This is a genomic window from Streptococcus sp. 27098_8_134 (assembly GCF_041431675.1).
In the GTDB taxonomy this organism is placed as follows: domain Bacteria; phylum Bacillota; class Bacilli; order Lactobacillales; family Streptococcaceae; genus Streptococcus; species Streptococcus sanguinis_R.
Genome location: NZ_JAPVYD010000002.1, coordinates 517583 through 543900, shown reverse-complemented (window position 1 = coordinate 543900; position 26318 = coordinate 517583). Strand labels below are relative to the sequence as shown.

The window sequence follows — 26318 nt, the reverse complement described above, 5'->3', positions numbered from 1 at the left end:
CTAAAAAATCTGTAAAATTAGCCTAAATGAAATAGTGCTATCTTTTTAATCTGACTCATCAAAGAGATATACATCATCGTAATAGGGAAAATTTTTATTCTATCATACATAATAAATTTCGATAATATTATCATTGGAAATTTAAAAAAATCATTCGCTATATCTTGGTCAGACTTACTTTTATCAGTCTCTAGCACTTCATACACATCGCAATCTAATTTCTTGGCAAAAACACTAACATTATCTATAACTAAAATAAATTATAATAAAATGTATCATCCTCTAACAACTTATCAAAAAATTCTTTAAGATTCTTAGAAATTTCCATATCATAATAGTATATTTTCCCATAGTTATTAGAACCAAATCCTATTGAAATCATGACAGTTTCATTGGCTTCAAAAAATACTAATTTGTCTTCTTCGAAGTCATCAAATATTTCAATGTCTGGATAAAACTCAAAGTCATTTTGTCTCAATCTAAAGTCTAAAACTGATTCTGGATCCATGACACGGTTTACATTATCCACCTTACTTTTAATAAAGCCATATCCAACTTCTATATAAAATTCTTTAAGCAACTGAGGTATATCAAGACCTAACTTTGATTCACTCTTTTTAATTGCATCTATATTGAGCAGATAAAACTTATTTAAAGGATTTAATTTAATTTCTTCAAACATTTAATATACCCTCTTTAATTAAATAATTCTCTAGCTGGTGATTCAGCTCTATGTATACCAGCTTGATGTTCATTTGGAAATCTAGCAGGGTGAATATTCCACCATTCATTATTACCACCATAAGAATTTTCAATAATATGATGAGCGTCATACTTAGAACCTGCTTTTCTCACAACATTTCCGTTTTTGCCGATGACATCTTCTAAATATGTAGGCCAAGTCTGACCAGTTTTCAATTCCCATTCGTCAATTAGAGAATTTTTGAGCCTATTAAATTCTGCACGATGTTTAGCCACCTCAACTGGTGAGAGTTTTTCGCACTCTCTCAGACGTAATGCATTCTTTAATTCCTCAATCTGATTATTAGGGATGTTCCTATTGTATTTAGTTTAACATCTTTCACATATTCTTTAATTAAATTACCATTAAAAGAACTCTCTACAAATTGATCTGTAAGATCTTGTCTGGTAGCATCTTTCACGCCTTTAGCTACATCATCACTATGCTTAGCCAGTTGTTCACTGGCTTCTTGACGGAATTCTTGGCTGATTTTCCGACTACTCTGCTCAGCTGCCTCGCTATAAAGGGCCCGACGCAAGCGTTGATACTCTGCTCCTTCACTCGTACTCTGGTACAGGCGAGTTGTGTGCTTACCGATGTCATCCGCATAATGGAAATCATCCAAGCCCGCAAAGGCGAACTTCGTGCGGCTAAAGTCATCCCATAGATTGCCAAATCGACTAGTAAAGAAGTTCTTGGTCGCCCCATAACTTTCTCGAGCCAACATACCCAGATGACTGTTAGCCAGCATAGTGCGAGCTTTTTTAAAATAAGATATCCCCTTCTGAATCTTGGGCATCTGAGCCAAGCGGCTGACCAGCTTGCTACCACCAGCCATCTTAGCTAATTTAGCAGGTCCAATCCATGAAACAATTTCACTAACGATTTCACCTGTCGCATAAGCACTTTTGTAGCCAGAAAGACTACTTGCTTTCCTGATTTTATCACGAATCGGTTGCTGCATCAAATCTTTTGCATGACGCACATCATGGAGAATCGCTCCCATAGTGCTACCATCTCGAGTACTGTCGTCTAGGTCATTAATTAGATTATTCACTTCTGGAATCATTGTGACCAATCCAAACACATTTCCAAGCGTATTTAGAACAACGTCTCCAAAAGTCTCTATCCCACCTTGTAAATCATCCTTCATCCACTGTGGAGTCTCATTTCCCATGAGAGAATTATAGCCTAATATCACACCTTCAGTGGAATGGCATATCTTACCAAAGCAAAATATAGTGTCCTTATCTTTATTTAGTATACCATAAATAATTTTTCCCACACTTAGAAGTACAGAGCTATGAATCTAATATTGGCACAATCAATTATGATATGAATACTAAAGAAATAAGTCCGATGATAAAACCGAACTTACTCCAATATGATAACTAGCTTTTCACTAATTGAACAATATCTTGAAAATCATCTGAAAGAACACCATATTGATTGTCCTCATATAGGAAGTAGCCTTCTATACCTCTATGAATAATAGCATTTACAGTAGGGTGAAATTCTCTATCTGTCGCATCAATCATAAATTGCGTCATCTGATAAGCAGTTTCCGTTGGATAACTGAGTTTATCAATACCGATACGAATCATCAGCGCTTGGATATCGGTTGGTGGTATTGATTCTTCATGAGCTTTCCCATTCAACATTCCAAAGATATAAGCTGCAACTAACTGTCTATCAAGGTCATCTTCCAAATCAATCGTGACTAAACTTAAAAATTTGTCGACCATTTCGATAGCTTCATTTACAATGTTTTCTTTCATGTTTTCTCCTTATAAAACCTTATAGTACCCCTTGGCATAACCGCAAGGGATGTAACCTGCTTGATATAAAGCATACAAATCATCATAAAATGTTGACTCAGCTTGGGGAACCTCTTTTTTGATGGTCAAGTAGATAGCCAAGCCGATGATATCAAATATAATCTGATCTTTCATGGATGCTACCAGTTTACCTTCCCCGATCAGGTTATCTAATCGTGCTTCAATTTCAGGAATTATTTCCTCTTTTGCACTATTTGCAAGTGAATTCCAGTGTTTATAAATGTCACTCTGGTTTTTAAAAAGATAGACACTAAAATCACCATCTTTCTCTAATACAAAATTCTCCCACTTCAAACTATTAATATTCTTCTCCGCTTCTTTAAGTCTATTTATCTGTTTTATGAGAATAGTAGTTTCTCTGTTTTCCTTTAAAAAGGGGAGCGAAATCAAACTTTTAATAACGTCATTATATATTTTCATAAATAACCTCTATTTTAGGAAGATTCATTTCAATATTCTAATTATTTGTACCGTACAGTCGCTACAAATTCTGTGTTATTTGTTCGTGGAACATTGCTATCAAACTGATAATTATATATCAAAATCAATGTATTATTGGGTGCAATATTGGCCTTTATGCCTTTTTGCTTTAAATTTTTTACAATAATGTTGTCATAGGATGCGCCCTTTAGCATGTCAAACAAATTTGTAAAGCTGGTTTCAAAAACTTCTTTTTCAATTAGATAATCATCAATATCATCAATATCAATGTTATATTGATGGTAAAACATTGAAGGAATCACCTCTCCTTCATCATCGTATTTCAAAGTTATAAACTCATCTAATTCTAAATTAGTATCAAAGTTGCCAATCCAAATTGACACTGTATTTTCTGTTTCCATGATTATCCTTTCTATTTTCCAAGAAACCTTAGTCCCTCTGGCAATGAAGCTATTCCACTATCTAGTCTATAATTTGCCCAATTATTTAACCTTCTGACAAAAGTTTCATAATCCAAAGAACTATCAATTATCCCTAGCAACTCATTATGAGCAAGCGTTGAACCTAGACCACCATGAACTCCGGTCGGATTCACAAATTTTACATCTGATATTGCCGTTCTAAGATCACGTATCTGTTCAGTATTAATCCCCCATCTCTTAAATTGAGGTGCACGAGAAACAAGACGCCATTCATGCATTCCACCAGGCGCTCTTAACTGTCTTTCAATTTTGCGTCTTAAATGTTTATTATCCCAAATTTGCTCTAATTGTTCAGGTGTTAATCTGTTGAAAAATTCTTCAAAATTACCAGATTTAACAGTTGGAATATCCTTAGGAGATAGGTTATCAATTACTATTGACTCTTCCAGAGCTTTAGCTACATCATCATTATGTTTAACTAACTGCTCGCTGGCTTCTTGGCGGAATTCTTTACTGGCTTTCTTACCGACTTGTTCTGCCGCGAGCGACATCATCAGACGCATTGTATACTCTTAGTAAAGTCGTCACTAATGTTTGCTGGCTCTACAATCCTAGTATACCACAAATCATATGTACCAACGTTTGTTAAATCATAAAAGACCACCTCAAGGGTGGTTTTTTCTATCAATCATCCATTACTCCGCCTGTAAGCTGATACATGAGGTAAATATACTCCAAGACTTTTACCCTAATATGGTCTACATCTTTTACGATTCCCAAGGATAGCAGGGAAGTAAAACCAAAAGTTAAGACTTTGTTTGTATTATACCAGTTCCAATTTTCCTAGTTCTTTCAAAGCATTATCTTTTGAAGGTGATGAGTCACTTTGCACAAAATTTTTCACTTCCTCAACATGATTATAAAAATCTATATTAATTTCTTTTAAGTTTTCAATAAATAATTCTATTAAATTTGAATCAATATTTTCCAAAGGGGAAGGCAGCTGCTTCTGATTATCAAATAAGTAAGCTTCTTTAGCCGTCGAGCCAACTGCATAGCTAATATTATCCCATGATGGAACGTTAGTTTCATCCTCATCTAATTGCATATAGATAAAAATTCCATTAAAATCTGTCCCATCATCCAATAAAGTATAGAGTTCTTTTCCTGTTTTATTTTTGTTTTCCAAAAAACTCCAGCAATCATCCAAGGCGGCTCGAATTTGAGGCTTGTATTGCGTTTTCATCTGATTAAGAATAGCCTCTGAATAAATTAGCATAAAATAAGTATCAATCATCTTATCTCCTTATTATAAAATTTGTCCATTTTTTATTATGAAGTTTAACTTGCTACCAATTTCTGCAGATTCCGTTGTAACTTCAATTGTTAAATTAGGAAATTTTTCTGAAAATTGTTTAAGAATTCCTGGACTTACATCTGGATTTGTTAGCCCTTGCTTACATGCACCACAAACACCTGAAGAATTTGACTGATGCAGTTTAAATACTCCTTCAATTTCATCATCAGGAAGTTCCCAGTTCTTCTACACTTCTAACAAAATCTTGAATAACATCTTCCTCGGCATGACGTGTAAAGAAAGCATTTTTACGAGGAGACTTAATTTCTCTATCCGGAAACGCATCATCTGAGTCTGGCAAACCAGTCTCCTTACGAACCTTAGGTGAACCACCTTCAAATACTTTTCCTTCAAGACCTGGAAAATCTGTTTTCCCAACTGCAATCGTGTCTGTTTCAGGGACATTCCATTTCTCTCTCAACTTGCCTAATTCATTACTGCCCCAGTCAGAATCATCAAATCCTTTCAGTACATCATCGCTATGCCTAGCTAATTGTTCACTCGCTTCCTTTCTGAACTCTCGACTGACCTCACGACCACTCTGCTCAGCTGCCTCGCTATAAAGACCTCGACGTATTCGTTGATACTCTGCTCCTTCACTCGTACTCTGGTACAGGCGAGCTGTGTGCTTACCGATATCATCCCCATAACGGAATTTATCCAAGCCCACAAAAGCGAACTTCTTGCGGCTAAAGTCATCCCATAGATTCCCTAAACGACTAGTAAAGAAGTCCTTGGTTGCCCCTTAGCTTTCCCGAGCCAACTTACCCAAATAACTGTTAGACAGCGCTGTGCGAGCTTTTTTAAAATAAGATATTCCCTTCTGAATCTTGGGCGCCTGAGCCAAACTGCTGACTAGCTTGCTCCCACCAGCCATCTTAGCTAATTTAGCAGGTCCAATCCATGAAACAATTTCACTAACGATTTCACCTGCCGCATAACCACTTTTGTAGCCTGAAAATTGACCAACTAATTTGATTTTATCATGAAGATGATTGATTGAAAATCAAGAGCAAATTCAATTTATTATATCATACAAACGCAGAATGTAAAAACCACCTCAAAAGGTGGTCAAATTAGGTATTATCTATCATCCTGAACCAAGAGGTCATATGGGAAGAAATCCAAATCCTTGAAACGTTCATCGTAGATACCCCTCATCTTGCAAAGGGCAGCAGTATCAAAACTCCAATAGCCATAATAGGCATCATCTGTCTTATGCGTGTCATACCATGAGGCTTCTGAATGGGCATAGTACCAGAACTTCTGTGCTTCAATGACACTATCCGCATCATTCCCAATCATATTGAGATACTCTAGATGAGAGCGGAAATTTTCTACTTGACCTTCTAATAAATAGAGAGCTAAGGTATCAATGTAGCCGTCTTCATACTGTTCACCTGCATCTACAAAGGACTGATACTTACTGAAAATCTTTTCTATATCTTCAATAAATTCTTCTTTACGATCTTCAAATAGAACAGCTAATGAGAAGTAATCCATCAAGTCATAGATACTTTCAAAAGCTCCATAAGAAAGTTGGTAGTATCTCAAACTAATCTTGAACCATTTGAATACTTCATCTAATGAATTTCCAAGAGCATAATTAATTCTTAATAATTTTTCAGCATAAGTAGACTGAGATATATAATATTTATTGATGTATTGTGGTAAAACACGTTCTTTATGTTCTTTCCCTTCTCTCCTTTCAAATGCTTTAAAATTAAAATCATACTTTTTCTGAAAATAATTTTCATCTTTATATTTGTCTCTAAACATGCTTCCCTCACTTCATTTTCTTAGCCATTTCATCTAATTGATTGACAATAATACGCCCATCTTGCTTAATATTAAACAGATGGCTTTGAACATCACCAAATTCCATGGCATCCTGAATAGCCGCAATACGCTCTTCTCCAACAGCATTTTCCAATCTTCTATCAATCCATCGTTCACTCATCTGCTTACCATCAGAAAGTGTATTTCCAAGCTTAGCTTTATTATACTTAGCCTCCGAAATGATATAAGGTGGGTGACCATTTGGATTGTAGTAAACACCATCAATCCCCTGACGACCAGCATCATCTAAGCCTGTTACCATGTCTTTGCTGATGCGCTCATAACCAAACTGACGATAGTAACTCTACAATCCTAGTATATCACAATTCATATATACTAGAGTTTGGCAAACCTCAAAAAAAACCACCTCAAGAGGTGGTCGAATTAGGTATTATTTATCTTCCTGAACCAAGAGGTCATACGGGAAGAAATCCAAATCCTTGAAACGTTCATCATAGATACCTCGCATCTTGCAAAGGGCAGCTGTATCAAAACTCCAATAGCCGTAATAAGCATCCTCTGTCTTATGCGTGTCATACCATGAGGCTTCTGAATGGGCATAGTACCAGAACTTCTGTGCTTCAATAACACTATCCGCATCATTCCCAATCATATTAAGATACTCTAGACGGGAACGGAAGTTCTCTACTCGGCCTTCTAATAAATAGATAGCTAATGTCTCGATATAGCCTTCTTTAAACTGCTCACCTGCATCTACAAAGGACTGATACTTTCTGAAAATCTTTTCTACATCCTCAATAAACTCTTCCTTACGGTTTTCAAATAGAACAGCTAATGAGAGGTAATCAATTAGTGTATAAATACTTCCTTTGGTTTGATAGTATTTCTGATAATAATTGAGACTAATTTTAAACCACTTAAAAACTTCATCTAACGAGTTTCCTAGTGAATAATTTATTCGCAATAACTTCTCAGAGTAACTTGACTGTGATAGGTAATATCTATTTAGATATTGTGGTAAGACACGTTCTCTATGGTCTTTTCTCTCTCTCCTCTCGAATGTTTTCGAATTAAAATTTAACCTTTTCCCAAAATACTCTTTGTCTTTATATTTGTCTCTAAACATCATATTCCTCACTTCATCTTCTTGGCCATATCGTCTAATTGATTGACAATAATACGACCATTCTCCTTAACATTAAACAGATGGCTTTGAACATCACCAAATTCCATAGCATCTTGAATTGCAGCCAAATGTTCTTCGCTTACTGCTCTGTCCAAACGATTATTGATCCACTCAAGATCCATCTGGTCCGTTCCATCCGCTAAGCCTTTACTCAATTTTGCTTTATTATATTTAGCCTCTGAAATGATATATGGTGGGTGACCATTAGGATTGTAGTAAACACCATCGATTCCCTTGCGCCCAGCATCATCTAAGCCTGTTACCATATCTTTGCTGATGCGCTCATAACCAAACTGACGGTAGTACTCGTCTTGAACCATTTCACCAAAGTTACCCTTCTTCAAACTAGAAGAAAGCGCCTCTTCGCCATAGCGGACTTTTAAGATCTCAGCTTGTTGTTTAGCTATCTCCTCTACTGTATGTACTTCAGCAGTGACTGGAACATTATCCGCCAACATTTTTTTATGGAGTTCCTCCAAATGGCTTTCCCACTTATGACCTTCCCAATGGACTTCAGGATGAGGTTGTTCAATAGTCTCTTTGAAAACTTTAGCCACATCATCTCCATGCTCAGCTGCCTCGCTATAGAGCTTCTGGCGCAAGCGTTGATACTCTGCTCCTTCACTCGTGCTCTGGTAAAGTCGAGCTGTGTGCTTACCGATGTCATCCGCATAATGGAAATCGTCTAAGCCCGCAAAAGCGAACTTCGCGCGGCTAAAGTCATCCCATAGACTTCCAAATCGACTAGTAAAGAAGTTCTTGGTCGCGCCATAACTTTCTCGAGCCAACATACCCAGATGACTGTTAGCCAGCATAGTGCGAGCTTTTTTATAATAAGATATCCCCTTCTGAATCTTGGGCATCTGAGCCAAGCGGCTGACCAGCTTGCCCCCACCAGCCATCTTAGCTAACTTAGCAGGACCAATCCATGAAACAATTTCACTAACGATTTCACCTGCCGCATAACCACTTTTGTAGCCTGAAAATTGACCAACTAATTTGATTTTATCATGAAGATGATTGATTGAGAACCAAGAGCAAATTCAATTTATTATATCATACAAACGCAGAATGTAAAAACCACCCAAACAGGTGGTCAAATTAGGTATTATCTATCTTCCTGAACCAAGAGGTCATATGGGAAGAAATCCAAATCCTTGAAACGTTCATCATAGATACCACGCATCTTACAAAGGGCAGCGGTATCAAAACTCCAATAGCCGTAATAAGCATCATCTGTCTTATGCGTGTCATACCATGAGGCTTCTGAGTGGGCATAGTACCAGAACTTCTGCGCTTCAATAACACTATCCGCATCATTCCCAATCATATTAAGATACTCTAGACGGGAACGGAAGTTCTCTACTCGGCCTTCTAATAAATAAAGAGCTAATGTCTCGATATAGCCGTCTTGAACACTTTCGTCTTGCTCAGAATATTGTAGATATTTATCAAATAAAACTTTTACATCATCTATAAACTCTTCTTTGTGATTCTCAAAAAGAACTGCTAGGGACAGGTAGTCAATAATCGTGAAAATACCTGAACTCTCATTATATATTAAACTATAGTAAGACAAACTATCTTTAAAACAACTAAATACACTTTCAATATCTTCACCAATAGAATATAAAACTTGAGTTAAATTTCTGTAATCTCCAGCAAGGTATAAATTTAATAAATCCTTTTTATCCATTGGTAAAGTCGACTGTAAAGATATAAATTCTCTGGAACTCTTTTCTAAAAAAAGCTTTCTTGCTAAAAAATATTCCTTATTTTTATACTTATCTCTAAACATCATATTCCTCATTTTATTTTCTTGGCCATATCATCTAATTGATTAATAATAATATTACCATCACTTTTAATATTAAATAGATTACTTTGCAAATCCCCTTGTAATGAAGCAAGGCGAATTTTGTTGTAGTTTTCCTCCCCGACAGCTTTTAATAATCTATTGTCAATCCATTCCTTACTCATCTGCCTGCCATCTGCAGTTTTTCCAAGCTTAGCTGTATTATATTTAGCCTCTGAAATGATATATGGTGGGTGACCATTAGGATTGTAGTAAACACCATCAATCCCCTGACGACCGGCATCATCTAAGCCCGTTACCATGTCTTTGCTGATGCGCTCATAACCAAACTGACGATAGTACTCATCCTGAACCATTTCACCAAAGTTACCCTTCTTCAAACTTGAAGAAAGCGCCTCTTCACCATAGCGGACTTTTAAAATCTCAGCTTGTTGTTTAGCTATCTCCTCTACTGTATGTACTTCAGCAGTGACTGGAACATTATCCGCCAACATTTTTTTATGGAGTTCCTCCAAATGGCTTTCCCACTTGTGACCTTCCCAATGGACTTCAGGATGAGGTTGTTCAATAGTCTCTTTGAAAACTTTAGCCACATCATCTCCATGCTCAGCTGCCTTGCTATAGAGCTTCTGGCGTATGCGTTGATACTCTGCTCCTTCACTCGTACTCTGGTACAGTCGAGCTGTGTGTTTACCGATGTCATCCGCATAATGGAAATCGTCTAAGCCCGCAAAGGCGAACTTCGTGCGGCTAAAGTCATCCCATAGATTGCCAAATCGACTAGTAAAGAAGTTCTTGGTCGCCCCATAACTTTCTCGAGCCAACATACCCAGATGACTGTTAGCCAGCGCTGTGCGAGCTTTTCTAAAATAAGATATTCCCTTCTGAATCTTGGGCATCTGAGCCAAACGGCTGACCAGCTTGCTCCCACCGGCCATCTTAAATAATTTAGCAGGTCCAATCCATGAAACAATTTCACTAACGATTTCACCTGCTGCATAACCACTATCATAGCCTGAAAATTGAGCAGCTTTATTAAATTTGTCATGAATCGGTTTCTGCTTCAAATCTTTTGCATGACGCACATCATGAAGAATCGCTCCCATAATGCTACCATCACGAGTACTGTTGTCTAAGTCATTAATCAGATTATTTACTTCTGGAATCATTGTAACCAATCCAAACGCATTTCCAAGCGTATTTAGAATCACGTTCCCAAAAGTCTCTATCCCACCTTGTAAATCATCTTTCATCCACTGTGGAGTCTCATTTCCCATGAGAGAATTATAACCTAATATCACACCTTCAGTGGAATATTGAACAAGATCAACGCCAAACTCAAGAACTCCAAAAACTGCATCCCCTACAGCCCCAAAGGCTGCATCCCCAAAACCTTTTAACCATTTCCAGTTAGGATCATCCTTCATCCCTGAAGTATGCTCGTCTAGGAAATCAGAAACTCCCTTACGCCAATCTCGTAGTGTTGCTTGAATCGGGTGATGAAGACGCCAATCTTTTTCTATTCGATCCCTTTCCTTTTCTTCCAATTCCTTGGCTTTTTGTGCCTCTAACTTGGCTTTCTGGACACTCTCATCTATCTGATCATCAATCTCCTTGACCTTATCTGCTATAGGAGAAAGATTATTGACCACTTGGCTAATGATGGGATCGCTATAGTCAAGCCCATCTGTCTGGTGCAGTTGGCCTAGCAATTCTTGCAGATTCTGGAGACTGGTTTCAGTTGTTAGAGCAGTACCCTGGCTATCCCAAGCAGAAACTTTTTCTATTGTATTGGTTACTACATCCTTAGCATTGGAGAGATTACCACCAAAATATTCATAGTTCTTAGCATCGCTGGTCACAGAGACTAGGTCACTGACGCTATCCGTTGCGCTATTAATTGTTTTTCTAATTTGATCAATCTCACCTTTTAGGGTATCAAAATATTCGCTTGTAGACTTCAAATAACTATGGCTAATTATCGCTGTACTTGACTTCTCGCCAGTCGCTGATTGAAAACTCTCAACTTCCTTAGAAAAGTCACTTTACAGACTATAAAGAAGATCCTTTAGTTGCATTAGCAGCATATTATGCGAACTATTAATCTCACCAGCGATAGCCTGTCCTACATCTCCGTACATAGAATTAGAAGTAATCACAGAATTATAAGAGCTTTTAGCAGTCTCTAAGCTGGCAATTATTTTTTCTGACTGCGATTGAAGCCCCTCAAAAAAATTATATAGTTCTTCTACATCGACGTAAAATCCATCACTCATCTAACCCCTCCTTCTCTACTACTTTCTCATTCAGAAAAGCTAAATAAGCCAACTGATCTACCATAGTCATAAAGGCTGTAGACAACTGGTGATTTTTGATATAAGTTTGGCGAATGACTTCTTCAGATATCCGCTCTTCCCATTCATTTTCATAACCCAAATGAACGACATTCTTAATCATCATGTTGCTAACAAATACAGGCGGAAAAGCAGCAACTTCACCAAATGGCCACACCCGACCAAAATAATCTATCACGTAAGGATCAAAACCTTCTGCCAAAGGAGCCTTACGTCCCGTCAGCATGACAAGCGCCCCTGGCTCCTCAGAAAACATCTCCTTAAGCTCACTGTTCAGCAAATCCAAATCAATCTCAACAACTGAACCAAGGGGATAAATTTTCCCAAAATAGACATCTAAAATTGCTAAAAATAGAAAAAAAGAATCCTCAGGCCAGACCTGCTCTTCGCCATTAAAAGAGAAGGTAATTTGACCGTTCTGAGTACGGTTAAAAAGAATAGTTGTACCCAGCAATGAATTGTATTCATACTGAGATTTTTTCAACTTGATTAACTTATATAATTCTCTCATTAAAGGAGGTCGATCTCCCAGAAATTCTCCAAATTTAACAACCGTATCTGTTATTTCAAAATCGGTGTTCGGCCACGTCGACAAGACAGTACGAAAACTCTCTAACTCTTTAGTACCTGTCATTAGTTAAACCTCACATAATTCTTATTCTTATCAATTTGACTAGCATAAACAGCATCATCCTCAACGATTTTCTCACCCATTTTAGTCATCATATCCGTCCTCGCTTCTCCATACGACTTATAAGAAGTTAAAGCTGAGTTCCAACTATCTTGAATAGTATTAAATTTTTTAAAGCGCGAAAGAGTTGTTTTACTAATTTCTTTTTTTGACAAAGTTATAATCCCATGAACGCCTTTCTTAGCATTACTAACAACGCTAGACCATTCTTCTGGTTGTACACCTACTTGATCTTGAGACATATTTTCTCCTTTTACTGAATAGAATTCCACCAAGATTGTGCTTGGTCCCAAAAACTTTGGGCCGCTCCCAATAAATCTATCTGAGAAGCTTTCAATTTCACTAATTCACCATTAATGTTTTTCAAGGTATCTTGATAATTGTTTTCCATCTCAGACAGATTTTTAATTCCACGCTCGAAATGAAATTTACATTCGTTTTTTAAATCCCCTTTCCAATCACCTGCAGATCCATTAAAAAATTTTTCTGCACCATCAATTTTTCCATTTAGCAGAACTAACTGTTCTTCTAAAATTTTCTTCGCGGCGTTTAGTCGCTCTATTTTTGCGCCTGCATTATCTGCTTCTTGCTTTTTTTGATCTCCATTTATTTGGCAATTTCTCGCATTTTGAGCATATATTTCATTGTCAACGATTTTTCCCATTAAGTTCCCTTTCTTCTTTTTCTTTAGGTTTTCAAAAAAGGACTAGGACAAGGTCCTAGTCCTTTTATCAAAATGTGCATTAACCTTTGAAACCGAAGCTATTAGCATCTGCTGTATCACGCTCGGAGACAGTGTTTGCATAACTTACTAATTGTTGGTTAATAGATGACAAGAGCTCTTGAAATTTCACTACATCACCGTGGAGTTGGTTATATTGATCCAAGTATGACTTAAAAGCACTACCCTTCCAATGGGCTTCCATCTCACCATTAGCTGCATTTACTGTCTGAATCGCTGTTTCGATTTGATCACGTGCATTTGAATAAACTGCCGCTTGAGCAGTTAGTTCTTCTGGAGATAATGAAATTGTTGACATAGTTGACTCCTTAATTGTTTTAATAATAATATTATATAGTTTAGAAAAATAGATGTCAATAAAAAATAACATAAGTTTAACAACTAAATTTAAAATTTCTTCTATTTACTCTATCTAGTTGGTAAAAATAGAACAGTAAACAATACTTTCATTGAATGCTTTTTTCTATTCCAAATAATGAAATATTAAAAAGAGAAGACCTACTTGGTCCTCTCAATTCATAAAGATTCTTCAACTATGAAATAGTTAGTAAAAAACTACAACAAATTGATTAAATTTAAAAAAGTTGAAAATTCCTTATTATTTATAGCTGTAAGCCCAGTAGTATACGCCATTTCCGTCTACAACTGTCGCTACTGCCCCTTCAGTTACGTTAGGATCAAGAAGCAATTCTCTCAGACCGCTGTTAGCCCATTTCTTAACGACAACAGATGCATCTTCGTCACGACGTCCAACAAAGCCTGAACTATCGTATTGACGTGAGATTTCATTTACTTTTGGAAGTGCTTGATTTTGATAAATGTCTTCTGACCATGTCAACTCTTTCAAGCCTTGAGCTTTACGCTCTTCATTGATTTTAGCGAAAGCTTCTTTAGCTTTTGAAACATAGTCATAGTTTGTATCGTTTGTTGCTTCAACACGGTAAACAAACTTAACATAACCAAATTCTACATCACTGTATTTCTTATCCTCAACACCACTCTTAAGGTTTGCAATCAAGACATAATCCTTAGCATATGGGTTTTCTTTGGTTTTCTCAAAGATTTCTGGATCTTCGATTTCCCACTCAACCTTAGCATCCCATCCTGCGTTATCAAGGAATTTAGGATTCATCTTTTCGATAACGTAGTTCTTGAACTCTTCAACGTTCTTGAATGGAAGCGGCTGACCAGCTTTAGCAGTTGTCACTAGATTAGTTGAGTACAATTTCACGCTAGAGTCTTTATCACTGTACATGTATTCATCATCTGCAGTGTTTTCGTGAAGTTTAGGATCAAGAGCTGGATCGTTTGGATCAGTCATACCTTGAAGTTTCCATTTGTCACCAAACCATTTCCAATATGGAGAGTATCCATTAGCTTCTGAGTCAGATGGTATACGGTAATAATGGGTAGAACCATCAAAGTAATAGTTAGGATCTGACTCAAGAGCCTTGTCACCTGGTTTTCCAGTTGGGTAGATAATTTTTGGAGCTCGTCCATTCGGTGCCCATGTCAAATGTTCAAGACCTTCTGCTGGTTTTTCAACATATGGCGGGATTTGATCTTCACTTGGTTTATCAGTTGTTACCAAGCCAGGAGTCTCTGGCACAGCAGGTCTTGTTGGAGTTTCTGGTTTTGGTTCTGCTGGTTGCTCAGGTTTCGGAGCAAATGGATTGAGGTCGCCTTCTGCACCGTTAATTGGAGGATTTTCTGGCAAATCAACACTTGGTACCTCAGGTTTTGGTTCTGCTGGAGTTGTTGGTTGTTCCGGTCTATCATTTGGAGCTGGAGTTGGTTGCTCTGGTTCCGCTGGTGTCGGAGTTGGAACTTCTGGTTTTGGTTCTTCCGGCTGGCTTGGAGTTGTTGGATTAGTTGAATTATCAGCAGAATCCTTAACAAACACCCACTTACCATTTTTATAGTAGTAATAGTCACCATTATCCAATACATAGTAATGATAACCATTTTCATAACGATAGTGTGGATCGTTTTCCAGGTTGTTATTGGATGTGCTGTTATTGTTAGTATTTGTCAATGGCTTCCACTCACCATCACGATAGATACGGTAAGAACCATCTGTCATACGGTAGTAATGGTTACCATTCCAGTAAATATAGTTCTCATCATTTGCTAGATTGTTGTAGTTATTCCAACCATTATATCCGTAGTTGTTGCTATAGTTATAATTCCAGTTGTTATAGCCTGGATAATAGTTATTATAACCATAGTCATAATTATAGCCATTGTAACCATAGTTATAGTTATTATAGCCATAATTGTAGTTATTGTAACCATAGTTATAATTGTTGTAACCATAGTTGTAGTTATTGTAACGGTAGTTGCGGTTGTTACGGTAATTATAGTTGTTATAACCATAGTTATAATTGTTGTAGCCACCATTCCAGTAATTATAACCTGGTTGATAGTAGTTATAGCCATAATCTTGAGCCTGAGCATTATTCGCAAGAGCAATTGCTGGAATAATAGCTGCAGCCGCTACAACAGATCTTGATAAGAGTCTGAAACGATTGTTCATATTAATTAAACCTCCAAAGTGACCAACATCACTTTATTTTTTGTGGGGGGGAATTTATTTTTTGTGCACAACTTCATAAAAAAGAATTTCACGAAAATACTGCCAGCTGACAGTTGACTACTCCATCATTATCAAACGCAAAAAAACGAATCACTAGTTAGTGAATCCACCTGATTAAAGGTTGCACATAAATGTTTTTATAGCATTTGATTTAGAAAGAAAGAAGTCAATATGCTTGAAAATACTTTTTTATGCATATCTCACCCTCAAGACGAATTATAGCACAAGAAATTTTTGAATGCAAGCATTTTAGTTAACAAGGTGTAAATTATTTTTATGGGTAATTTTTTATAGTTCGTTTTTTTGTTTATTTTTCTATTTTTTAGCTTTAAATATCTATAAAATATTATTTTTAACGAACTAAAATAATAGAAAAATGTTTATAATTTGGTTTACACGGTGTAAATTATTTTTATTGTTTATTTATAAAAACTTCTCACCCTCTCATTTCGATTTTTTATTTAAGTTTATTTTAAGCTTATCTTAAGCCTTTTTTAAGCTTATCTTAAGTTTGTTTTAAGAATCAAAGAATCTGTTTATGAATCCCTTTCTTATGGGTTTTTATTTACAGAAATGAATAAGTGTTAAAAAGTAGTAAAAAATACTAGAAGCATTTATTTCAGCTTCTAGTATTTTGAATTTATTAATATTTGAGTTGTTTGATAACCAAGAGGTGGCTATCTTCCTCCCCGACCAAGCTGTGTGGCTCATTGGGCTCCATCGTCAAAAAGGAACCTGCCACTAACCGAACGGTTTGTTCGCCAGCAGAAAAGCTTACATCTCCCGACAAACAAACAACTGTTACTAGTGCATCAGCACTTTGCTCTGGTACTTCTTTTCCTTTAGCAAGATGCAGATGATGGATGATTCTGCCTTCTTCTTGCACAGGTGTTTCTGCAAAATCATTATTGGGATTGGTAACAAAAAATTTCATTTTCTTCCTCCTTCTAATGGATGATGTGACTACTGATCTTCATAGCCTCCACCGGTAATGCCGAAATATTCTTCTAAAGATTTGCCTGATTGAGCAATTTCCTTGGCTTCTTTACCAATATAGCGCAGATGCCAGCTTTCAGGCATATAGCCAGTTGAACCTTCCTTACCCTCTAGATAGCGAACGATAAAACCGTATTTATAGGCGTTATCTAGAAGCCACTGACTTGCTCCAGCTTCTTGTACGAGATTGCCATTCTTGTCAATCAAGTCAAATGCCAAACCAGTCTGGTGCTCGCTGTAGCCTGGTCGAGCTGAATAGCGGTCTGCAGCTGCCTTACCATCCTGATTGACATAGTTTTGATAGAGCTCGGTCTGAGTATCATAGCTGCGGAAACCACTGTATTGGTCGCTAATGGCATAGCCTTGTGCCTGCATGTCTGCAATCAGTTTGAGCAATTCTGCTTTAGCAGTCGCATTCTCACCTGGGTTATAGGAAGCAGACAAAGGATAGTGTTTGTTGACAACAAGAATCTCATCATATTTCCCTTTGACACTGTAGTAGCTGCCGTTATAAGAAACATTTTGATCAAGAGTTTTGGCCTCGTGATTTTGCTCTTTTTTAGTATCAGCGCTATCTGAAGATGTTGTCGTATCTTGGTTAGAATTTTTGTCTTTTTCAGCATCTTGTTTCTTAACTGTGCTAGTTGAGCTAGCCGCTTGTTTATCAGAGCTATCTCCAGTAGTGTCTTTACCAGACGAACACGCGCCTAGAACAAGAACGGATGCCGCAAGAAAAATTAGTTTACTGTATTTCATTGTCATAATATCAACCTTCTGAAACTTCAAGATTATAGATTACAAAAGAATCCCCGTTAGGTTTCAAGTAATAAGTCTTATTTTTACGATTTACACTATTTGGAGTGTTATCGGTATAGTGGACCGTATAGTCCTCATATGTTGTCACGATATAGGAACCATTTTCTTCCTTGATTTCGCGGATATCCAAAGCTCCTGGCTCATAATAGTTAATTTTCGCTTTCTTAACACCACCACCAGAGGTCCACTCAACCATTTCTCGATATACTGCACTAGAGGTATCGTAGTATTGAGAATAGTTGTTGCTCCTGTTAGAAACTGAGCTGAAAACAGCACTGCGGTAGTCATTAAGGAAAGTAGAGACTTTTGCCTTTTGAGCCTCAACCTTTTTCGCTTCTTCGTTCTTTTCTCTAATCTTAGAAACTACTTCCTTAGGAAGCGATAATTTCACATTAGTAGTATCATTTTCCACAATTACTGTCTCTTTATTGGTAGTAAAGGTAGTATCAGAGATAGTAAACTTGGCATAAATTTCAAGTTCTTGATAAGGAACAAGCTGCAACTCAGGGGTTAAACTGCTACCACTTTCTTTACCATTAACAACGATTTTAATATCTGTTGCTTTTGAAGTTTCAGAAGGCATAGTAATTTTTAGCTGTTTCTTTTCAGACTTGAGATCCAGTTTGATTTCATTATCCTTAGCCGTAGCTAAATCAAGCTGAACCTTACTCTCTACATCTCCAACATCCGTCTTACCTTTGAGAGTAAAGTCTTGTTTAATGAAGTGATATTCACCCAATTCAGTGTCTGTATTTTTCTTAAGAGTAATAGTTTTTTTCTCACCAGGTTTAATGGTAGCATTATCTAAATTAGTATTGACTTTAACTTTGACTGGATAGGAAACCATCTGATATTCCTGGAAAATACCAAATTTCTTACTCTTTTCAGTAACACCTAAAATCTTATTATTGTTGTCATCGATATAAGCAGATTTGCCATTTGACTCAACAATGTTATCTAGCTCAGTTTCGAGATTAATCTCCTGGCTCTCTAGGTGCTCAACTAAAGCTCTTGCTTCAGCACGTGTCCACTTATCGGATTGAGTAGAGAGAAGACTTGCCACTTCATCAAAGTCTTTACTAGAGACGGCTTTTGCAAAATGGTCTGTAACTACTTTAACTCCGGTTATAGAGTTTAGATAGAAGAAAGCTCCAATCAAAGTGGCAACTAAAACGGTTGGAGCCCCAATCATGATTGCTTGCTTCTTTGATATTCTCTTTTTAGCCTTTTTTACTGGTTTCTGTGGTAATTGCGAATCGAGCAGTTCAGACCGAATAGGCAAGTTAGAGAACCCTTGACTCTTAGCTTCTGCAAATTCTTCTTTGGTAGGTTTTCGACCAATATTATTTTCAAAAGCTTGCAGCCAATTCTTGCGAAGTTCTTCATATTGGCTAGATTCAAATGCGCCTTGCTTCTCATCTTGGGAAGATGGTTGAACCGATTCTTCTGTGACAGAATCTTCAGAAGGTGTCTCCTGAACAATATTTTGATTATCAGAAGCTTCATCAGTAGTATTTTCTACTGACGAAGTATCTGTGGTTTCTTCCTCTGCTTCACCTGCAATCTCCTTAATCTTTTTTGGATCAAAGTTAGATTGTTTGCCGGCTTGGAACTCACTTGCAGTTGGTTTTCGACCAATTACTTTTTCAAAGAGATCAACCCATTTTTCTTTTGTTGCCATAAATCTCCTCCAAGATTACATCATTGCGATACTAGTTAGTAGAGAAAAAGCGATGAAAGAGAAGAAAAGTGTAATCACACCATTGACAATAATGGCCAATAGGTATTTATAAAAAGGATCCATAGAGTTGTTTGTCTTAGAATAAATCAAAGCAAAGGTCGCTCCAACTCCGACTAACAAAAGACCAATCCATGTGAAAAACAGAGATAAATGAATAATACCCAACAGAGCAAACAGAGCAGAAACAGCAATAAATGGAAGAACAATAGCATACAGTCGGCCATACCAATCAAAAGCCTTATTAAAGGTAAAACTTCTATCTTGGTAGACCAAACGCTTCACAACAAAACCACCTAATATAATAGAGAAAAGGAAGAGAGCCGCTGCTATCAGAGAAACAAAGAAGACTTTGAAATTAAAAGTCGGTCCATTATACATACCAAAACTCATGATACCAATGGTACTGAAAATATTGTAGTTTGCAACAATAGCAAAAAAGAACGCTGTCAAACCTAGAGAAAGGTAACCATTCACCTTGCTGCTCTCAACTTCAGATGTCGGTGATTTCCAAGCTGAAACGAGCCAAGCCCAGAAACCTTTCATTGTTTTAGAAAACTCGCTGGGTTGAGGAGGTTGTTGACTGTAATAAGCCTGCGGTCCTTGTTGAGGTACTTGTGAATTGAACTGTCCTTGCTGCGGGTTGTTCTGATAAGCTTGCGGACCAGAAGACTGAGGCTGGCCAGCAAAGGGGCTCGCTTGCTGAAATCCTGGTTGCTGATATGCTTGATTCGCTTGTTGCTGTGGAGCTTCCTGGTACTGTTGAGCAAAAGGTTGTTGGAAGTTTTGCGGCTGAGCAAAGTTTTGTGGTTGACCTTGTGTTTCAACTGTTTGAGCTTCTTGTTGAGGCTGTTCAAAACTTGATGAAGCTGGGCTAGCGTCACTAGGAGCTTGCTCCGCACTTACCTGTTCAGCCTCAACAAATTCTCCAGCAGCCAAAGCTTGAGCAATTTCTTCCTCTGTAGCCGAGCGTCCATTAACGGCTTCAAAATATTCAAGCCAATCTTCTTTTGACATAAAACATCTCCTATCTATAAATTATTATACTACTATAGTATACAAAAAAAGGGCCGGAAATTCAATCTATTCCGGCATTTGCTCTTCTTAATCGCTTGTCATATCGTCAATTTAGCAGGAAAAGCTTCCACTCCTCCTTCGACATTGATTACTTGGTAACCTTTGGCTTCCAAAAATTCGCAGGCACGCGCTGAACGGCCTCCTTTTTGGCAGATGATATGGTAGGTGATTTGTTTATCCAATTGCCCATAATTCTCCGGTAGGCTGCTGAGAGGCAAATTCTGAGCTCCAGAGACATGTCCAGCTGTAAATTCGTCCACCTCGCGGACATCAATCAACTGCAGTTCTTCTGCCTGCAATTTGTCATAAAAATCTTTCGCACTAATTTTTTGCATCATTTTTCTCCTATTCATTCATAATCACAATTTTTCCAAAACCTGCCGTCCCCTCTATAAAAGCATGAGCTTTGGGCACTTGCTCTAGGGAAAAGACACGCCTTGGTGTAACATTGACCTGGTACCGGTCAATATAGTCAAATAATTCATTCATCAAGTCTTGACTCACATGAGCAGAGTGAAAACTTGTCAGAAAACTGTTATTTCTAATTTCCTCAATTGGGTTGAAACCATTCAACTCCCACTGGCCACCCAAGAGGCCAGTTACACAGATAATCCCGCCCTCTGCGATATGGTCAAAAGAATCCTTGACAGTCGCTGGGCCGACCAACTCCAGGATTTTATCAAACTTATCCTCTGTTTCCAGTTGGCCATCCTGATCTATGATGATATCGTCGTAGGCTTGGTGCTTGAGTAGAAACTGTTTGGAACCACTATTGACCGAACCCACAATATGTGTGTCTGGAAACTGTGCCTTGACCAGACGAGCAAAGGCCAAACCGACACCGCTAGTGGCAGCCCGAACCAAAATCTTGTCATTGGGCTCAATGCACAGATTTTTCATAGAGCCTAGAGCAGTATAATAGGTCTCTGGCACTGCTGCCAGCTCAGTCCAGGTCAGATTGGTCTCAACTGTATAAATTTGATTGTTCGGCAAGAGGACATACTCAGCATAAGAACCGTCAAAAGCTCGCCCCATTTCACCCATGATGGAAACCACTTTCTGGCCAATCTCTAAATCAGGCAGAGTCGTCTCGGCCACTTGGCCAACGCACTCAATGCCTAAAATCCGAGGAAAGGTGACACTAGGCGATAAACCCTCACGAGTAAAAATCTCTGAGCGGTTAATCCCAAACCCTCTGACCTTGACCAAGGTCCAGCCTTCTTGAAGTTCTGGAATCGGTCTTTCTTCCAGCAGAAGCTTTTCTGGACCACCCGCTTCGTAAATGACTATAGCTTTCATCGTATCCATAGAATCACCTCGCTTTCTACAAAGTTTAGCATTCTAAGCTTAGACTTTTCAAAAAATCTGTCAGATATTCCTGCAAGGTATAATAGTTCTTTTACAAAATCATCAGCCGGCTTCTTGAGGGAAACCAAGTTGCTGGATACGTCTTTCATCCAAGTTCAAGACGCTAGCAAATGAGTGATACCAATCCGCTAGGTTTGACAATCTTAGAGAGCAGCTGGATAGTACTACTCTATCTCAGCAAAACAACTTACTAAAGCTCCAGCACTTGGTAAGAGTAGCCTAAATCTTGCAGGAACCTAAACAAATCTGTTGTAGAGATAAAGATGGTCTTTTCATTGGTATTAGGATGGAAACTCATGCGTTCTTCGTTGATAATCTCTTTATCAAAATAAACATGAATATCCTTCTCCTCGTTGTTGAGCAGACCAAAAGGCGATACAGTTCCTGGTGGCAGCTGCATTTTTTCAAAGAGAGAATCCGCTGAAGCCATGCGAATACGGTTAGCTGAGACCAGCTCTTTAAACAAGTCCATATCCAGACTTTTCTTGTCATCCATAATCAGCAGGTAATACTGGGTTTTCTTCTTATTGGTCAAAAACATGGACTTAGTTCGAACTCCTTCCATGCCTTCAATATAGCTATCTGCTTGCTCTGTCGTAAATGCAGGTGGGTGCTCCACCACATCAAAGGTGATTCCCAACTCGTGCAACTTATTTGCTACTTGTTGATAAGCATCCATAGTTTTTCTCCTTTATTGATGAATAATCTTTTGTACCAATGCTTGCAGGTCTGGCACAACCTGCTCTGCAAACCAAGGATTTTTAGCCATCCAGATTTGGTTGCGGGGCGATGGGTGTACCAAAGGGAAAAAATCAGGCAGATAGTCTTGATAATGCTGAACTGTCTCGGTCAGCTTGATATTTCCTTTTTGATGCAGATAGTATTTCTGTGCATACTGACCAATCAAAATGGTCAGCTCAATATCTGGCAAAAGCTCTAAAATCGGCTGATGCCATTTGTCCGCAAAGTCCTTACGAGGTGGTAAATCTCCAGACTTCCCATGTCCCGGAAAATAAAAATCCATGGGTAAAACCGCAAAGTAGCCAGAATGATAAAAAGTCTCTTCATCGACACCCAGCCATTCTCTCAGCCGGTCACCACTCTTGTCCTTCCAGTAAAGCCCTGCCTCTTGAGTTTTCAGCCCCGGCGCTTGACCAACAATGTTAATCCGAGCATTCTTTGGTGCCGCAAAGAGCGGCTTGATTCCCTGCTTTGTAAATTCTTGATTTTCTGGGTCGGCCATGATGGCCTTAGTAATATCTTCTAATGTATGCATGGCAGCTCCTTGCAAAGAAACTCATTTGGCAAGACCAAACGAGTTCTTCTTTTTTATTTGATTAATTCGTAGATAGCCTCCGCATAAATGGCCGCAGCACGGAAAAGGTCTTCTACATCAGTAAATTCGTTGGCTTGGTGCATGGTGTTGACATAGTCTGGGAACATGGCGCCAAAAGCCACACCGCGCTTCAAAAGACGGCCAAAGGTTCCACCTCCAATGACTTGCTCATGTCCTTTGAGACTCGTTTGTTTTTCATAAACACTCAAAAGAGTTGCTACCAATTCATCATCTGCTGGGACATAGTGTGGAGTGTGTCCGTGCTCAGATAGGCTTACTGACACAACACCAGCAACTTTTTCAAGATCGGTTTGAATTGTTTTCGGATCAGTTCCTTGCGGGTAACGGATGTTCAAAGCAATAGTATTATCAGCTTTAGCACTGTCAAAATGGAAAACACCAGCATTCATGCTAAGAGCGCCCATTTTAGCATCAGTATAAGCAATTCCTAATTTCTCACCAGCAAAGTCCTCATGCAGAACTTGAGTTGCCACTTCCAGATAAGCCTTAGCGTCACCACCAAAGTCAAATTGGTTAAGGAAGAGAGCTAAATAGGTTGCTCCATTGATACCATCCTCTGGTGTAGAACCATGAGCTGATTTCCCAATAACTGTCACTTCAAGAGCGTCGCCATTTTCTTTTAGACTAGCTGAAACCTTGTGGGCAGCAGCAAAGTCTTGTAATTTGACATCCAATTCCGCTGCATCAACTGCTGCTGTAAAAATAGCTGTCGCTGATTCTGGCACCATATTCTCGCGAAGTCCACCTGTGAAGCTCTTGAGTTTAAAGCTGCCATCATTACTGTTACCAAAGTGGAGATATTCTGTGATATTCCCTTTTTCACCATTAATGATTGGAAATTCCGCATCTGGTGAGAAACCAAAGTCTGGCTCAGGCAAACCGACATGCTTGAAATAATAGTCCATGTCTTGCCAACCGGATTCCTCGTCTGTCCCCACCACAAAGCGCACACGCTTCGATACTGGCAAGCCCAAGTCTTTGATGATTTTCAAACCATAGTAACAAGCCATAGTTGGCCCTTTATCATCAGATGAACCACGCGCATAAAGCTTACCATCAATAATTTCAGGTTTGTAAGGATCTGTATTCCAGCCACTCCCGGCAGGGACTACATCCATGTGAGCAAAAATCCCAAGTTCTTCCGGACCCTCACCAAAAGTAAAGTGACCAGCATAATTGTCCACATTCTTCGTTTCATAACCATCGCGTTCAGCAATTTCTAAAAACTTATGCAGAGCTTGAACAGGTCCAGGTCCAAAAGGATGTTCCTTATCCGCCTTGGAATCGTCCCGCTCTGAGTTGATTTCCAAAAGACTGAACAGGTCAGCTAAGAGAGCTTCTCTGCGTTCTTCAACTTCCGCTTTAAAATCAATTGTCATTATATTACCTCAATCTATAATTCGATTTAAATCGATATTATTACGAATTAAATCACAAACGCAATTATATCAACGTTTCTCAATGATTTCATCAACCGGCAAACGATAACTTGGTTCTAGTTTTTCATCTGTATAACCAACCGTAATCAAGAGTTCTGGACGGAAACGCTCATCAATTTCCAAAACCTCATTAACCTTTGATTTATCGAAACCTAAGATAATGTTAGATCCGATACCTTGGTCAGTCAGAGCCAGAACAAGATTCATGGCCACCAGACCAGCGTTGAGAGCTAAATAATCGCTCTTTTGCTGTTCACTATAGCGAGCAAACTCAGCTGGCAGATTCTGCATGTAAAACTGGAGTTGCTCATCAGAGAAATTCTTAACTCCAGCCACACGCGCAATCTTGCGAGCCCGTTTGGGCAAATCTGTATCCGTAAAGAGAGCAATGGTCACTGGTGCTTCCTTAATCTGGTCCACATTTCCACCGAAAGCTGTTTCAGCCAAAGCTTGATTATGCTCCCGCACCACAACGAACTTCCATGGCTGACTATTGTGGGCACTGGGTGCCAACGTTGCAATTTCAATGGCTGTGCGAACATCCTTTGGATCCACAGGTTTGTCGTTAAAACGCTTGGTTGCATGACGCTTTTTGTTGAGTTCTAGAAATTTCATAAGTTGCATCCTTTTCTAAATATACTAGCTTCATTTTATCATATTTTGTAAGAGTTTGCAGTTTTTTTCCTTTCATAAATTTCACTAAATCATTATTAGAAATGCTTAAATTATGCCTATTTTTATTTATAATTGAGTATAAACAATATTTTATTTAAAAATTTTTTGATTCAATCTTATCTTTTAAGTCACTTAAATTTCCATCTATTTTACATTTTGCTACAAAAAAAGCAGGTGATTCTTACCTGCTTTGTTAATATTATTGTCCAGATTTAAGCTGACCAAGAGCTTTATAAGCCCCTTCAATAGCCTTCTTCATAGCATCACGTCCTGTTTTCAATTGCTGAGCAAATAGAGCACGATTTTGTTCTGGAATTTCTGTATCATCTGAACCAGCACTTGAGAGCGTTTCATTAAAAGTTTCTCTTGAAGTTTCCATAGATTGAATAGCTGGTTCTACTTGTTGATTGTATGCTTCTTTCCCAGCCTCAGGTACTTTGTTCCCAATTTCATCAATGTACTTTTTATAATTATCAATCAACTTACTAAAGAGAGCTTTCATGTCACCAATTGTTTTAGCATTGTCGATTTCTTCATCTGTCAAAAGAACAATTTCTGGGATTTCTACATCTGAACTAGCTGTTTTTGATGAAGTTTCAGAGCTACTTGATTTACTCTTTGAAGTAGATTTTTTTTCTACAGAACTTGAAGCTTTTTCAGAAGAATCTGATGTTGTTTTTCCAGAACATGCTGCTAAAGTTATAACCGATAAAAGCGCTACACTAGCTGTAATAATTTTTCTCATTACTGTCTCCTATTAATAAAGAATAGACATATTATAATACAAAATTATTTTATTGTCAAACATTATAGGCATTATAATAGACCATCCATTTCTGTTAATTTTTTCCTAATTATTAAAAAAAT

Annotated in this window: 31 protein-coding genes and 1 pseudogene; all 32 read right to left on the bottom strand. The window is 38.0% G+C overall.

Features of this window, described 5'->3' with window-relative positions:
* Positions 1 to 250 precede the first annotated feature (250 nt).
* Positions 251 to 682, bottom strand: a complete 432-nt coding sequence (locus O3620_RS07225) for an SMI1/KNR4 family protein (protein WP_002918931.1) — start codon at positions 680 to 682, stop codon at positions 251 to 253.
* A gap of 14 nt (positions 683 to 696) precedes the next feature.
* Complete coding sequence (locus tag O3620_RS07220) at positions 697 to 978, bottom strand: HNH endonuclease signature motif containing protein (protein ID WP_002918930.1); 282 nt, start codon at positions 976 to 978, stop codon at positions 697 to 699.
* Positions 979 to 1025: 47 nt separating this feature from the next.
* On the bottom strand, positions 1026 to 1895 hold the full coding sequence (locus tag O3620_RS07215; RefSeq protein ID WP_235787834.1) for a hypothetical protein: 870 nt from the start codon (positions 1893 to 1895) through the stop codon (positions 1026 to 1028).
* Between the two features lie 238 nt (positions 1896 to 2133).
* Positions 2134 to 2520: an Imm48 family immunity protein gene (gene imm48, locus O3620_RS07210; RefSeq protein ID WP_002918928.1), complete on the bottom strand. Its 387-nt coding sequence runs from the start codon at positions 2518 to 2520 to the stop codon at positions 2134 to 2136.
* A 9-nt stretch (positions 2521 to 2529) separates the two neighbouring features.
* Complete coding sequence (locus O3620_RS07205; protein ID WP_002918926.1) at positions 2530 to 3000, bottom strand: hypothetical protein; 471 nt, start codon at positions 2998 to 3000, stop codon at positions 2530 to 2532.
* 41 nt (positions 3001 to 3041) lie between these two features.
* Entirely contained in the window at positions 3042 to 3422 is a 381-nt protein-coding gene (locus O3620_RS07200; protein WP_002918925.1) for an immunity 22 family protein, read from the bottom strand.
* Positions 3423 to 3433: 11 nt separating this feature from the next.
* A complete protein-coding gene (locus O3620_RS07195) occupies positions 3434 to 4006 on the bottom strand; it encodes a hypothetical protein (RefSeq protein WP_002918924.1) in 573 nt (190 codons plus the stop codon).
* Positions 4007 to 4266: 260 nt separating this feature from the next.
* The gene (locus O3620_RS07190; RefSeq protein ID WP_371601582.1) at positions 4267 to 4740 is read right to left on the bottom strand and encodes an Imm6 family immunity protein; all 474 of its coding nucleotides are present in this window, start codon (positions 4738 to 4740) and stop codon (positions 4267 to 4269) included.
* A gap of 226 nt (positions 4741 to 4966) precedes the next feature.
* A complete protein-coding gene (locus tag O3620_RS07185; RefSeq protein ID WP_002918921.1) occupies positions 4967 to 5470 on the bottom strand; it encodes a hypothetical protein in 504 nt (167 codons plus the stop codon).
* A 413-nt stretch (positions 5471 to 5883) separates the two neighbouring features.
* Positions 5884 to 6579, bottom strand: coding sequence for a PoNe immunity protein domain-containing protein (locus O3620_RS07180; RefSeq protein ID WP_002918919.1), 696 nt, complete (start codon positions 6577 to 6579; stop codon positions 5884 to 5886).
* A gap of 7 nt (positions 6580 to 6586) precedes the next feature.
* Positions 6587 to 6901 (bottom strand): hypothetical protein, encoded by a 315-nt coding sequence (locus tag O3620_RS07175; RefSeq protein WP_002918918.1) that lies wholly within the window; start codon positions 6899 to 6901, stop codon positions 6587 to 6589.
* Between the two features lie 129 nt (positions 6902 to 7030).
* Entirely contained in the window at positions 7031 to 7726 is a 696-nt protein-coding gene (locus O3620_RS07170) for a PoNe immunity protein domain-containing protein (protein WP_032913096.1), read from the bottom strand.
* Positions 7727 to 7734: 8 nt separating this feature from the next.
* The gene (locus tag O3620_RS07165; RefSeq protein WP_002918916.1) at positions 7735 to 8688 is read right to left on the bottom strand and encodes a hypothetical protein; all 954 of its coding nucleotides are present in this window, start codon (positions 8686 to 8688) and stop codon (positions 7735 to 7737) included.
* Positions 8689 to 8894: 206 nt separating this feature from the next.
* On the bottom strand, positions 8895 to 9587 hold the full coding sequence (locus O3620_RS07160; RefSeq protein WP_235787833.1) for a PoNe immunity protein domain-containing protein: 693 nt from the start codon (positions 9585 to 9587) through the stop codon (positions 8895 to 8897).
* A gap of 5 nt (positions 9588 to 9592) precedes the next feature.
* Positions 9593 to 11614: pseudogene (locus O3620_RS07155) on the bottom strand (T7SS effector LXG polymorphic toxin); the annotation flags it as partial.
* Between the two features lie 33 nt (positions 11615 to 11647).
* On the bottom strand, positions 11648 to 11878 hold the full coding sequence (locus tag O3620_RS07150; RefSeq protein WP_371601581.1) for a hypothetical protein: 231 nt from the start codon (positions 11876 to 11878) through the stop codon (positions 11648 to 11650).
* Positions 11871 to 12590 carry a DUF4176 domain-containing protein gene (locus O3620_RS07145; protein ID WP_002918913.1) on the bottom strand — a complete coding sequence of 240 codons (720 nt, stop codon included), beginning with the start codon at positions 12588 to 12590 and terminating at the stop codon, positions 11871 to 11873. The genes O3620_RS07150 and O3620_RS07145 overlap by 8 nt, the downstream gene beginning before the upstream one ends.
* On the bottom strand, positions 12590 to 12889 hold the full coding sequence (locus O3620_RS07140; RefSeq protein WP_235787735.1) for a hypothetical protein: 300 nt from the start codon (positions 12887 to 12889) through the stop codon (positions 12590 to 12592). The genes O3620_RS07145 and O3620_RS07140 overlap by 1 nt, the downstream gene beginning before the upstream one ends.
* Before the next feature lie 11 nt (positions 12890 to 12900).
* Entirely contained in the window at positions 12901 to 13311 is a 411-nt protein-coding gene (locus O3620_RS07135; RefSeq protein WP_002915058.1) for a hypothetical protein, read from the bottom strand.
* Between the two features lie 79 nt (positions 13312 to 13390).
* A complete protein-coding gene (locus O3620_RS07130) occupies positions 13391 to 13687 on the bottom strand; it encodes a WXG100 family type VII secretion target (RefSeq protein WP_032909709.1) in 297 nt (98 codons plus the stop codon).
* Positions 13688 to 13987: 300 nt separating this feature from the next.
* Complete coding sequence (locus O3620_RS07125; protein WP_080558646.1) at positions 13988 to 15925, bottom strand: cell wall protein; 1938 nt, start codon at positions 15923 to 15925, stop codon at positions 13988 to 13990.
* A 703-nt stretch (positions 15926 to 16628) separates the two neighbouring features.
* Positions 16629 to 16919, bottom strand: a complete 291-nt coding sequence (locus O3620_RS07120) for an AraC family ligand binding domain-containing protein (RefSeq protein ID WP_002918910.1) — start codon at positions 16917 to 16919, stop codon at positions 16629 to 16631.
* 29 nt (positions 16920 to 16948) lie between these two features.
* A complete protein-coding gene (gene ldcB / locus O3620_RS07115; RefSeq protein WP_371601580.1) occupies positions 16949 to 17743 on the bottom strand; it encodes an LD-carboxypeptidase LdcB/DacB in 795 nt (264 codons plus the stop codon).
* Between the two features lie 4 nt (positions 17744 to 17747).
* Positions 17748 to 19478 carry a hypothetical protein gene (locus O3620_RS07110; protein ID WP_371601579.1) on the bottom strand — a complete coding sequence of 577 codons (1731 nt, stop codon included), beginning with the start codon at positions 19476 to 19478 and terminating at the stop codon, positions 17748 to 17750.
* Positions 19479 to 19493: 15 nt separating this feature from the next.
* A complete protein-coding gene (locus tag O3620_RS07105; RefSeq protein WP_002918907.1) occupies positions 19494 to 20552 on the bottom strand; it encodes a DUF6574 domain-containing protein in 1059 nt (352 codons plus the stop codon).
* Positions 20553 to 20650: 98 nt separating this feature from the next.
* Complete coding sequence (locus O3620_RS07100; protein WP_002918906.1) at positions 20651 to 20965, bottom strand: rhodanese-like domain-containing protein; 315 nt, start codon at positions 20963 to 20965, stop codon at positions 20651 to 20653.
* The gene (locus O3620_RS07095) at positions 20958 to 21920 is read right to left on the bottom strand and encodes a zinc-binding alcohol dehydrogenase family protein (protein WP_002918904.1); all 963 of its coding nucleotides are present in this window, start codon (positions 21918 to 21920) and stop codon (positions 20958 to 20960) included. Before O3620_RS07095 ends, O3620_RS07100 begins: the two co-directional genes overlap by 8 nt.
* A 250-nt stretch (positions 21921 to 22170) precedes the next feature.
* On the bottom strand, positions 22171 to 22659 hold the full coding sequence (locus O3620_RS07090) for a prolyl-tRNA synthetase associated domain-containing protein (RefSeq protein ID WP_371601578.1): 489 nt from the start codon (positions 22657 to 22659) through the stop codon (positions 22171 to 22173).
* 12 nt (positions 22660 to 22671) lie between these two features.
* Positions 22672 to 23256: a uracil-DNA glycosylase family protein gene (locus O3620_RS07085; protein WP_371601577.1), complete on the bottom strand. Its 585-nt coding sequence runs from the start codon at positions 23254 to 23256 to the stop codon at positions 22672 to 22674.
* A gap of 53 nt (positions 23257 to 23309) precedes the next feature.
* Positions 23310 to 24716, bottom strand: a complete 1407-nt coding sequence (pepV, locus tag O3620_RS07080; RefSeq protein ID WP_314366027.1) for a dipeptidase PepV — start codon at positions 24714 to 24716, stop codon at positions 23310 to 23312.
* 69 nt (positions 24717 to 24785) lie between these two features.
* Positions 24786 to 25391: a nitroreductase family protein gene (locus tag O3620_RS07075; protein WP_032913401.1), complete on the bottom strand. Its 606-nt coding sequence runs from the start codon at positions 25389 to 25391 to the stop codon at positions 24786 to 24788.
* Between the two features lie 259 nt (positions 25392 to 25650).
* The gene (locus O3620_RS07070; RefSeq protein WP_002915030.1) at positions 25651 to 26196 is read right to left on the bottom strand and encodes a hypothetical protein; all 546 of its coding nucleotides are present in this window, start codon (positions 26194 to 26196) and stop codon (positions 25651 to 25653) included.
* Between the last annotated feature and the right edge of the window lie 122 nt (positions 26197 to 26318).

Excerpts from the sequence above, each read along its gene's own strand:
- O3620_RS07205 (WP_002918926.1), bottom strand. The coding sequence starts at position 3,000 with ATGAAAATATATAATGACGTTATTAAAAGTTTGATTTCGCTCCCCTTT.
- O3620_RS07175 (WP_002918918.1), bottom strand. The coding sequence starts at position 6,901 with ATGGTAACAGGCTTAGATGATGCTGGTCGTCAGGGGATTGATGGTGTT.
- O3620_RS07090 (WP_371601578.1), bottom strand. The coding sequence starts at position 22,659 with ATGGATGCTTATCAACAAGTAGCAAATAAGTTGCACGAGTTGGGAATC.
- O3620_RS07095 (WP_002918904.1), bottom strand. The coding sequence starts at position 21,920 with ATGGATACGATGAAAGCTATAGTCATTTACGAAGCGGGTGGTCCAGAA.
- O3620_RS07200 (WP_002918925.1), bottom strand. The coding sequence starts at position 3,422 with ATGGAAACAGAAAATACAGTGTCAATTTGGATTGGCAACTTTGATACT.
- ldcB (WP_371601580.1), bottom strand. The coding sequence starts at position 17,743 with ATGACAATGAAATACAGTAAACTAATTTTTCTTGCGGCATCCGTTCTT.
- O3620_RS07075 (WP_032913401.1), bottom strand. The coding sequence starts at position 25,391 with ATGAAATTTCTAGAACTCAACAAAAAGCGTCATGCAACCAAGCGTTTT.
- O3620_RS07070 (WP_002915030.1), bottom strand. The coding sequence starts at position 26,196 with ATGAGAAAAATTATTACAGCTAGTGTAGCGCTTTTATCGGTTATAACT.
- O3620_RS07100 (WP_002918906.1), bottom strand. The coding sequence starts at position 20,965 with ATGAATAGGAGAAAAATGATGCAAAAAATTAGTGCGAAAGATTTTTAT.
- O3620_RS07195 (WP_002918924.1), bottom strand. The coding sequence starts at position 4,006 with ATGCGTCTGATGATGTCGCTCGCGGCAGAACAAGTCGGTAAGAAAGCC.
- O3620_RS07215 (WP_235787834.1), bottom strand. The coding sequence starts at position 1,895 with ATGAAGGATGATTTACAAGGTGGGATAGAGACTTTTGGAGACGTTGTT.
- O3620_RS07140 (WP_235787735.1), bottom strand. The coding sequence starts at position 12,889 with ATGTCTCAAGATCAAGTAGGTGTACAACCAGAAGAATGGTCTAGCGTT.
- O3620_RS07145 (WP_002918913.1), bottom strand. The coding sequence starts at position 12,590 with ATGACAGGTACTAAAGAGTTAGAGAGTTTTCGTACTGTCTTGTCGACG.
- O3620_RS07165 (WP_002918916.1), bottom strand. The coding sequence starts at position 8,688 with ATGGCTGGTGGGGGCAAGCTGGTCAGCCGCTTGGCTCAGATGCCCAAG.
- O3620_RS07125 (WP_080558646.1), bottom strand. The coding sequence starts at position 15,925 with ATGAACAATCGTTTCAGACTCTTATCAAGATCTGTTGTAGCGGCTGCA.
- O3620_RS07180 (WP_002918919.1), bottom strand. The coding sequence starts at position 6,579 with ATGTTTAGAGACAAATATAAAGATGAAAATTATTTTCAGAAAAAGTAT.
- O3620_RS07120 (WP_002918910.1), bottom strand. The coding sequence starts at position 16,919 with ATGAAATTTTTTGTTACCAATCCCAATAATGATTTTGCAGAAACACCT.
- O3620_RS07085 (WP_371601577.1), bottom strand. The coding sequence starts at position 23,256 with ATGCATACATTAGAAGATATTACTAAGGCCATCATGGCCGACCCAGAA.
- O3620_RS07225 (WP_002918931.1), bottom strand. The coding sequence starts at position 682 with ATGTTTGAAGAAATTAAATTAAATCCTTTAAATAAGTTTTATCTGCTC.
- O3620_RS07110 (WP_371601579.1), bottom strand. The coding sequence starts at position 19,478 with ATGGCAACAAAAGAAAAATGGGTTGATCTCTTTGAAAAAGTAATTGGT.
- pepV (WP_314366027.1), bottom strand. The coding sequence starts at position 24,716 with ATGACAATTGATTTTAAAGCGGAAGTTGAAGAACGCAGAGAAGCTCTC.
- O3620_RS07190 (WP_371601582.1), bottom strand. The coding sequence starts at position 4,740 with ATGATTGATACTTATTTTATGCTAATTTATTCAGAGGCTATTCTTAAT.
- O3620_RS07130 (WP_032909709.1), bottom strand. The coding sequence starts at position 13,687 with ATGTCAACAATTTCATTATCTCCAGAAGAACTAACTGCTCAAGCGGCA.
- imm48 (WP_002918928.1), bottom strand. The coding sequence starts at position 2,520 with ATGAAAGAAAACATTGTAAATGAAGCTATCGAAATGGTCGACAAATTT.
- O3620_RS07170 (WP_032913096.1), bottom strand. The coding sequence starts at position 7,726 with ATGTTTAGAGACAAATATAAAGACAAAGAGTATTTTGGGAAAAGGTTA.
- O3620_RS07150 (WP_371601581.1), bottom strand. The coding sequence starts at position 11,878 with ATGAGTGATGGATTTTACGTCGATGTAGAAGAACTATATAATTTTTTT.
- O3620_RS07160 (WP_235787833.1), bottom strand. The coding sequence starts at position 9,587 with ATGATGTTTAGAGATAAGTATAAAAATAAGGAATATTTTTTAGCAAGA.
- O3620_RS07135 (WP_002915058.1), bottom strand. The coding sequence starts at position 13,311 with ATGGGAAAAATCGTTGACAATGAAATATATGCTCAAAATGCGAGAAAT.
- O3620_RS07105 (WP_002918907.1), bottom strand. The coding sequence starts at position 20,552 with ATGTCAAAAGAAGATTGGCTTGAATATTTTGAAGCCGTTAATGGACGC.